Source organism: Anaerobacillus sp. ABR4_321 (genome assembly GCF_056158505.1).
Genome location: NZ_JBSWTK010000005.1, coordinates 1 through 6946, shown reverse-complemented (window position 1 = coordinate 6946; position 6946 = coordinate 1). Strand labels below are relative to the sequence as shown.

11 tRNA genes and 4 rRNA genes are annotated in these 6946 nt (G+C 53.1%); all 15 read right to left on the bottom strand.

Features of this window, described 5'->3' with window-relative positions:
- Positions 1 to 284 precede the first annotated feature (284 nt).
- Positions 285 to 401: ribosomal RNA gene (gene rrf / locus ACXADT_RS21545) — 5S ribosomal RNA — on the bottom strand.
- Positions 402 to 512: 111 nt separating this feature from the next.
- Positions 513 to 3442 (bottom strand): 23S ribosomal RNA (locus tag ACXADT_RS21540).
- A gap of 319 nt (positions 3443 to 3761) precedes the next feature.
- Positions 3762 to 5328 (bottom strand): 16S ribosomal RNA (locus ACXADT_RS21535).
- A gap of 169 nt (positions 5329 to 5497) precedes the next feature.
- Positions 5498 to 5573, bottom strand: a tRNA-Ala gene (locus tag ACXADT_RS21530).
- 10 nt (positions 5574 to 5583) lie between these two features.
- Positions 5584 to 5660, bottom strand: a tRNA-Pro gene (locus ACXADT_RS21525).
- Positions 5661 to 5676: 16 nt separating this feature from the next.
- Positions 5677 to 5753 (bottom strand) — tRNA-Arg (locus ACXADT_RS21520).
- An 18-nt stretch (positions 5754 to 5771) separates the two neighbouring features.
- Positions 5772 to 5846: transfer RNA gene (locus tag ACXADT_RS21515), tRNA-Gly, on the bottom strand.
- Between the two features lie 3 nt (positions 5847 to 5849).
- Positions 5850 to 5934 (bottom strand) — tRNA-Leu (locus tag ACXADT_RS21510).
- A 7-nt stretch (positions 5935 to 5941) separates the two neighbouring features.
- Positions 5942 to 6017 (bottom strand) — tRNA-Lys (locus tag ACXADT_RS21505).
- A gap of 16 nt (positions 6018 to 6033) precedes the next feature.
- Positions 6034 to 6109 (bottom strand) — tRNA-Thr (locus ACXADT_RS21500).
- Positions 6110 to 6158: 49 nt separating this feature from the next.
- Positions 6159 to 6234, bottom strand: a tRNA-Val gene (locus tag ACXADT_RS21495).
- Between the two features lie 83 nt (positions 6235 to 6317).
- Positions 6318 to 6392, bottom strand: a tRNA-Glu gene (locus tag ACXADT_RS21490).
- Positions 6393 to 6401: 9 nt separating this feature from the next.
- Positions 6402 to 6477, bottom strand: a tRNA-Thr gene (locus ACXADT_RS21485).
- 3 nt (positions 6478 to 6480) lie between these two features.
- Positions 6481 to 6555, bottom strand: a tRNA-Asn gene (locus tag ACXADT_RS21480).
- 10 nt (positions 6556 to 6565) lie between these two features.
- Positions 6566 to 6682 (bottom strand): 5S ribosomal RNA (gene rrf / locus ACXADT_RS21475).
- The 16S, 23S and 5S rRNA genes sit together here with 11 tRNA genes alongside, the layout of an rRNA operon.
- Between the last annotated feature and the right edge of the window lie 264 nt (positions 6683 to 6946).

Below are 6946 nucleotides of genomic sequence, written 5' to 3'. Positions count from 1 at the left end.
AAGGTTAACACCCACACTTACTTCAGGACGTACAGCACCTCGGGGCGCGATAAGCGGCGAACTTCTTCGTCAGCTGCGCGATGCTGGATCCTCATAGATCTCCGAATATCTACTCCGGTCCAGCCTCACTTGCTTCCTCGAATTTCTTGCTTCTCCCACCCCTACGAAGCTTTCGAAGATGCCCTTTTCTCTCTTCTCAATGAAGGTACTTACCTTACGGTCTCGCAATAAAAACCAAAAAAGCATACAAAAAAGCCAGAGCTCAATGCTCTGACTTCTCTCTTGCCTAGCGACGTCCTACTCTTGCAGGGGGAGAGCCCCCAACTACCATCGGCGCTGAAGAGCTTAACTTCCGTGTTCGGCATGGGAACGGGTGTGACCTCTTCGCCTTCATCACTAGACTTACAGGATGTAAGTCGTTCGATGTTCACCACAGGACGTGGTGGAACTTAATCGAACCTCTTTTCATTCCCTGAAAACTAGATAGCACGCAACATCGTATTCCAATTTTTTAGGTTAAGCCCTCGATCGATTAGTATTCGTCAGCTCCACGTGTCGCCACGCTTCCACCCCGAACCTATCAACCTCATCATCTCTGAGGGATCTTACCAGCTTGACGCTGTGGGAAATCTCATCTCGAGGGGGGCTTCATGCTTAGATGCTTTCAGCACTTATCCCTTCCACACGTAGCTACCCAGCTATGCTCCTGGCGGAACAACTGGTACACCAGCGGTGTGTCCATCCCGGTCCTCTCGTACTAAGGACAGCTCCTCTCAAATTTCCTGCGCCCGCGACGGATAGGGACCGAACTGTCTCACGACGTTCTGAACCCAGCTCGCGTACCGCTTTAATGGGCGAACAGCCCAACCCTTGGGACCTACTTCAGCCCCAGGATGCGATGAGCCGACATCGAGGTGCCAAACCTCCCCGTCGATGTGGACTCTTGGGGGAGATAAGCCTGTTATCCCCAGGGTAGCTTTTATCCGTTGAGCGATGGCCCTTCCATGCGGAACCACCGGATCACTAAGCCCGACTTTCGTCCCTGCTCGACTTGTAGGTCTCGCAGTCAAGCTCCCTTGTGCCTTTACACTCTGCGAATGATTTCCAACCATTCTGAGGGAACCTTTGGGCGCCTCCGTTACTCTTTAGGAGGCGACCGCCCCAGTCAAACTGCCCACCTGACACTGTCTCCGCACCGGATCACGGTGCTGGGTTAGAATGTCAGTACAGCCAGGGTAGTATCCCACCGACGCCTCCACCGAACCTAGCGGTCCGGCTTCTATGGCTCCTACCTATCCTGTACAAGCTGTACCAAAATCCAATATCAGGCTACAGTAAAGCTCCATGGGGTCTTTCCGTCCTGTCGCGGGTAACCTGCATCTTCACAGGTACTATAATTTCACCGGGTCTCTCGTTGAGACAGTATCCAAGTCGTTGCACCTTTCGTGCGGGTCGGAACTTACCCGACAAGGAATTTCGCTACCTTAGGACCGTTATAGTTACGGCCGCCGTTTACTGGGGCTTCGATTCAGAGCTTCTCCCGTAAGGGATAACCCCTCCTCTTAACCTTCCAGCACCGGGCAGGTGTCAGCCCCTATACATCGCCTTGCGGCTTGGCAGAGACCTGTGTTTTTGCTAAACAGTCGCTTGGATCTTTTCACTGCGGCTCCCCTGGGCTATTCACCCGAGGAAGCACCCCTTCTCCCGAAGTTACGGGGTCATTTTGCCGAGTTCCTTAACGAGAGTTCTCCCGATCGTCTTAGGATTCTCTCCTCGCCTACCTGTGTCGGTTTGCGGTACGGGCACCTCTTTCCTCACTAGAGGCTTTTCTTGGCAGTGTAGAATCAGGGACTTCGGTACTTAAATTCCCTCGCCATCACGACTCAGCATTCGCGGTGAACGGATTTGCCTATTCACCAGCCTAATCGCTTGGACGCGCATTTCCAGCAGCGCGCTCTCCCTATCTTTCTGCGTCCCCCCGTCGTTCAAACGGAAAGGAGGTGGTACAGGAATATCAACCTGTTATCCATCGCCTACGCCTTTCGGCCTCGGCTTAGGTCCCGACTAACCCTGAGCGGACGAGCCTTCCTCAGGAAACCTTGGGCTTTCGACGGACAAGATTCTCACTTGTCTTTCGCTACTCATACCGGCATTCTCACTTCTAAGCGCTCCACCAGTCCTTTCGGTCTGACTTCGCAGCCCTTAGAACGCTCTCCTACCATTGTCGTAAGACAATCCACAGCTTCGGTGATACGTTTAGCCCCGGTACATTTTCGGCGCAGCGTCACTCGACCAGTGAGCTATTACGCACTCTTTAAATGATGGCTGCTTCTAAGCCAACATCCTGGTTGTCTAAGCAACGCCACATCCTTTTCCACTTAACGTATACTTTGGGACCTTAGCTGGTGGTCTGGGCTGTTTCCCTCTCGACTACGGATCTTATCACTCGCAGTCTGACTCCCGCGGATAAATCGTTGGCATTCGGAGTTTGACTGGATTCGGTAATCCGGTAGGGACCCCTAGTCCAATCAGTGCTCTACCTCCAAGATTCTTGCCGCGAGGCTAGCCCTAAAGCTATTTCGGAGAGAACCAGCTATCTCCGGGTTCGATTGGCATTTCACCGCTACCCACACCTCATCCCCGCATTTTTCAACATGCGTGGGTTCGGGCCTCCATTCAGTGTTACCTGAACTTCACCCTGGACATGGGTAGATCACCCGGTTTCGGGTCTACGACCACGTACTCCTTCGCCCTATTCAGACTCGCTTTCGCTGCGGCTCCGCCTTCTCGGCTTAACCTTGCACGGGATCGTAACTCGCCGGTTCATTCTACAAAAGGCACGCTGTCACCCATTAACGGGCTCCAACTAGTTGTAGGCACACGGTTTCAGGTTCTCTCTTTCACTTCCCTTCCGGCTTTTCCACCTTTCCCTCACGGACTGGTTCACTATCGGTCACTAGAGAGTATTTAGCCTTGGGAGATGGTCTTCCCGCATTCCTATGGTTTCACGTGTCCCGCCGTACTCAGGATCCGTCTCAGGAGGGCAGCGGATTTCGACTACAGGATTGTTACCTTCTCTGATGGACCTTTCCAGGTCGCTTTGTCTATCTGTGCCTTTGTAACTCCAATGAGACGTCCTACAACCCCAGAGGGCAAGCCCTCTGGTTTGGGCTGTTTCCGTTTCGCTCGCCGCTACTCAGGAAATCGCGATTGCTTTCTCTTCCTCCGGGTACTGAGATGTTTCACTTCCCCGCGTATCCCTCCACACTGCCTATGTGTTCAGCAGCGGGTGACCAGCCCATGACGGACTGCCGGGTTTCCCCATTCGGAAATCCCCGGATCAAAGCGTACTTACTGCTCCCCGAAGCATATCGGTGTTCGTCCCGTCCTTCATCGGCTTCTAGTGCCAAGGCATCCACCGTGCGCCCTTAGAAGCTTGGCCACAGATGCTCGCTAGAACCACTGTGCTAACGTTCATCGATGCACATCGACCAGCCACCCGTCACCCCACCCTTACAGGTGAGTGCACTGGGGCCGGCAAACGAAGATCCAGACTCAACGAGCCCGTACCTTCGGATGCCCAGCAGCTTGTGCCCGACCCGACCGATCCCTCACCACGTGCCACGCCGAAGCAGTACTAGCAGTCAGTTACCTGTTCAGTGCCGAATACTCAACGTTCCACCCATGAGCAACCGCCGTCGAACATTTGCCGACGTAGTGGCCTCTGGTCAGCCGAATGCTGCCACGTAAGTGCTCCATAGAAAGGAGGTGATCCAGCCGCACCTTCCGATACGGCTACCTTGTTACGACTTCACCCCAGTCGTCTGACCCTACCGTCGGCCGGCTGCCTCCTGAAAAGGTTAGCCTCACCGACTTCGGGTGTTACAAACCATCTGCCGTGGTGTGACGGGCGGTGTGTACAAGGCCCGGGAACGTATTCACCGCGGCATGCTGATCCGCGATTACTAGCAATTCCGGCTTCATGCAGGCGAGTTGCAGCCTGCAATCCGAACTGAGAACGGCTTTATGGGATTCGCTTCACCTCGCGGGTGCTCGCCCTTTGTACCGTCCATTGTAGCACGTGTGTAGCCCAGGTCATAAGGGGCATGATGATTTGACGTCGTCCCCACCTTCCTCCGGTTTGTCACCGGCAGTCACCTTAGAGTGCCCAACTGAATGCTGGCAGTAATGGAAGATCAAGGGTTGCGCTCGTTGCGGGACTTAACCCAACATCTCACGACACGAGCTGACGACAACCGATGCCACAAAGATCACCTGTCACCTTGTCCCCCTAAGGGGAACGTCCTATCTCTAGGAGTGGCAGAGGATGTCAAGACCTGGGTCCTCCGCGTTGCTTCGAATTAAACCACATGCTCCACTGCTTGTGCGCGCCCACCGTCAATTCCTTTGAGTTTCAACCTTGCGGTCGTACTCCCCAGGCGGAGTGCTTAATGTGTTAACTTCAGCACTGAGGGTGGAACCCCCCAACACCTAGCACTCATCGTTTACGGCGTGGACTACCAGGGTATCTAATCCTGTTTGCTCCCCACGCTTTCGCGCCTCAGCGTCAGTTACAGACCAGAGAGCCGCCTTCGCCACTGGTGTTCCTCCACATATCTACGCATTTCACCGCTACACGTGGAATTCCACTCTCCTCTTCTGCACTCAAGTCCCCCAGTTTCCAATGGCCCTCCACGGTTGAGCCGTGGGCTTTCACATCAGACTTAAGAGACCGCCTGCGCGCGCTTTACGCCCAATAATTCCGGACAACGCTTGCCACCTACGTATTACCGCGGCTGCTGGCACGTAGTTAGCCGTGGCTTTCTGGTTAGGTACCGTCAAGGTACCGCCCTATTCGAACGGTACTTGTTCTTCCCTAACAACAGAGCTTTACGACCCGAAGGCCTTCGTCACTCACGCGGCGTTGCTCCGTCAGACTTTCGTCCATTGCGGAAGATTCCCTACTGCTGCCTCCCGTAGGAGTCTGGGCCGTGTCTCAGTCCCAGTGTGGCCGATCACCCTCTCAGGTCGGCTACGCATCGTGGCCTTGGTAAGCCGTTACCTTACCAACTAGCTAATGCGCCGCGGGCCCATCCTACAGTGTTAGCCAAAGGCCAACTTTCAACGTTGCATCATGCGATGCTATGTATTACCCGGTATTAGCTCCGGTTTCCCGGAGTTATCCCAGTCTGTAGGGCAGGTTGCCCACGTGTTACTCACCCGTCCGCCGCTGAGAAATGGGAGCAAGCTCCCATTTCTCCGCTCGACTTGCATGTATTAGGCACGCCGCCAGCGTTCGTCCTGAGCCAGGATCAAACTCTCCGATAGAAAAGTTCAATCTAGCTTTAAAACAATGTTGTTTCCGTAGAAACAATTTCTTGCATGGCGTTTCGTTCAGTTTTCAAAGATCGATTTGTTTCTTTCAATGTCGTTTTCAGCGACTTTATTAATGTAACACATTAACTTGTTCGAAGTCAACAACTTTTTTGAAGAAATTTGGTGGAGCCTAGCGGGATCGAACCGCTGACCTCCTGCGTGCAAGGCAGGCGCTCTCCCAGCTGAGCTAAGGCCCCATTTTATAAGTGGTCGGGAAGACAGGATTTGAACCTGCGACCCCTTGGTCCCAAACCAAGTGCTCTGCCAAGCTGAGCTACTTCCCGACTATGTTATTAAAAATGGCGCGCCCGAGAGGAGTCGAACCCCTAACCTTCTGATCCGTAGTCAGACGCTCTATCCAATTGAGCTACGGGCGCAAATAAGTTTTATTAAAATGGAGCGGAAGACGGGATTCGAACCCGCGACCCCCACCTTGGCAAGGTGGTGTTCTACCACTGAACTACTTCCGCAATTGGTGCGGGTGAAGGGACTCGAACCCCCACGTCGTAAGACACTAGATCCTAAGTCTAGCGCGTCTGCCAATTCCGCCACACCCGCAAAAACATGGTGAGCCATGAAGGACTCGAACCTTCGACCCTCTGATTAAAAGTCAGATGCTCTACCAACTGAGCTAATGGCTCTTTTCCATAGAAAAGATGGTGCCGGCCAGAGGACTTGAACCCCCAACCTACTGATTACAAGTCAGTTGCTCTACCAATTGAGCTAGACCGGCAAATGGTTATGTAGTTTACTATTTGAGCCCTTCCGGGCAAAAAAATAAATGGTGGAGGATGACGGGCTCGAACCGCCGACCCTCTGCTTGTAAGGCAGATGCTCTCCCAGCTGAGCTAATCCTCCACTATCTCCCGCTGCGAATCTTCTTGAGATTGCATCTTGCGGGGGAACCCTACGGGTGAGAAGCCCGTAAGCTTCTTTGAAAATGGTGACCCGTACGGGATTCGAACCCGTGTTACCGCCGTGAAAGGGCGGTGTCTTAACCGCTTGACCAACGGGCCATGTTGTCTTGGAGCTTCCAACCGGATTCGAACCGATGACCCCTTCCTTACCATGGAAGTGCTCTACCTGCTGAGCTATGGAAGCAAATGGCTCCACAGGTAGGATTCGAACCTACGACCGATCGGTTAACAGCCGATTGCTCTACCACTGAGCTACTGTGGAATAATGACAAGCCTGGCGACGTCCTACTCTTGCAGGGGGAGAGCCCCCAACTACCATCGGCGCTGAAGAGCTTAACTTCCGTGTTCGGCATGGGAACGGGTGTGACCTCTTCGCCTTCATCACCAGACTAATCAATGGTTGATCCACCACAAAGTGTTTAACCAAGGACAAGATATATATTACTATATGCTTGAAAGAAAATCAAGGAATTTTTTTTATTCCCTGAAAACTAGATAGCACTCGCAACGTATTCCAATAACATTTTTCGCGATGTCTAGTGCCGCAGGCTATATTCTTGCCCATTTCACTCTTTCACTTCAGGCGGAAAACGCCTTCTGTTCAAGAGCTCCAATGGTCTCTGAATATGACCAAGCCTGCTTTACTTTTCGTT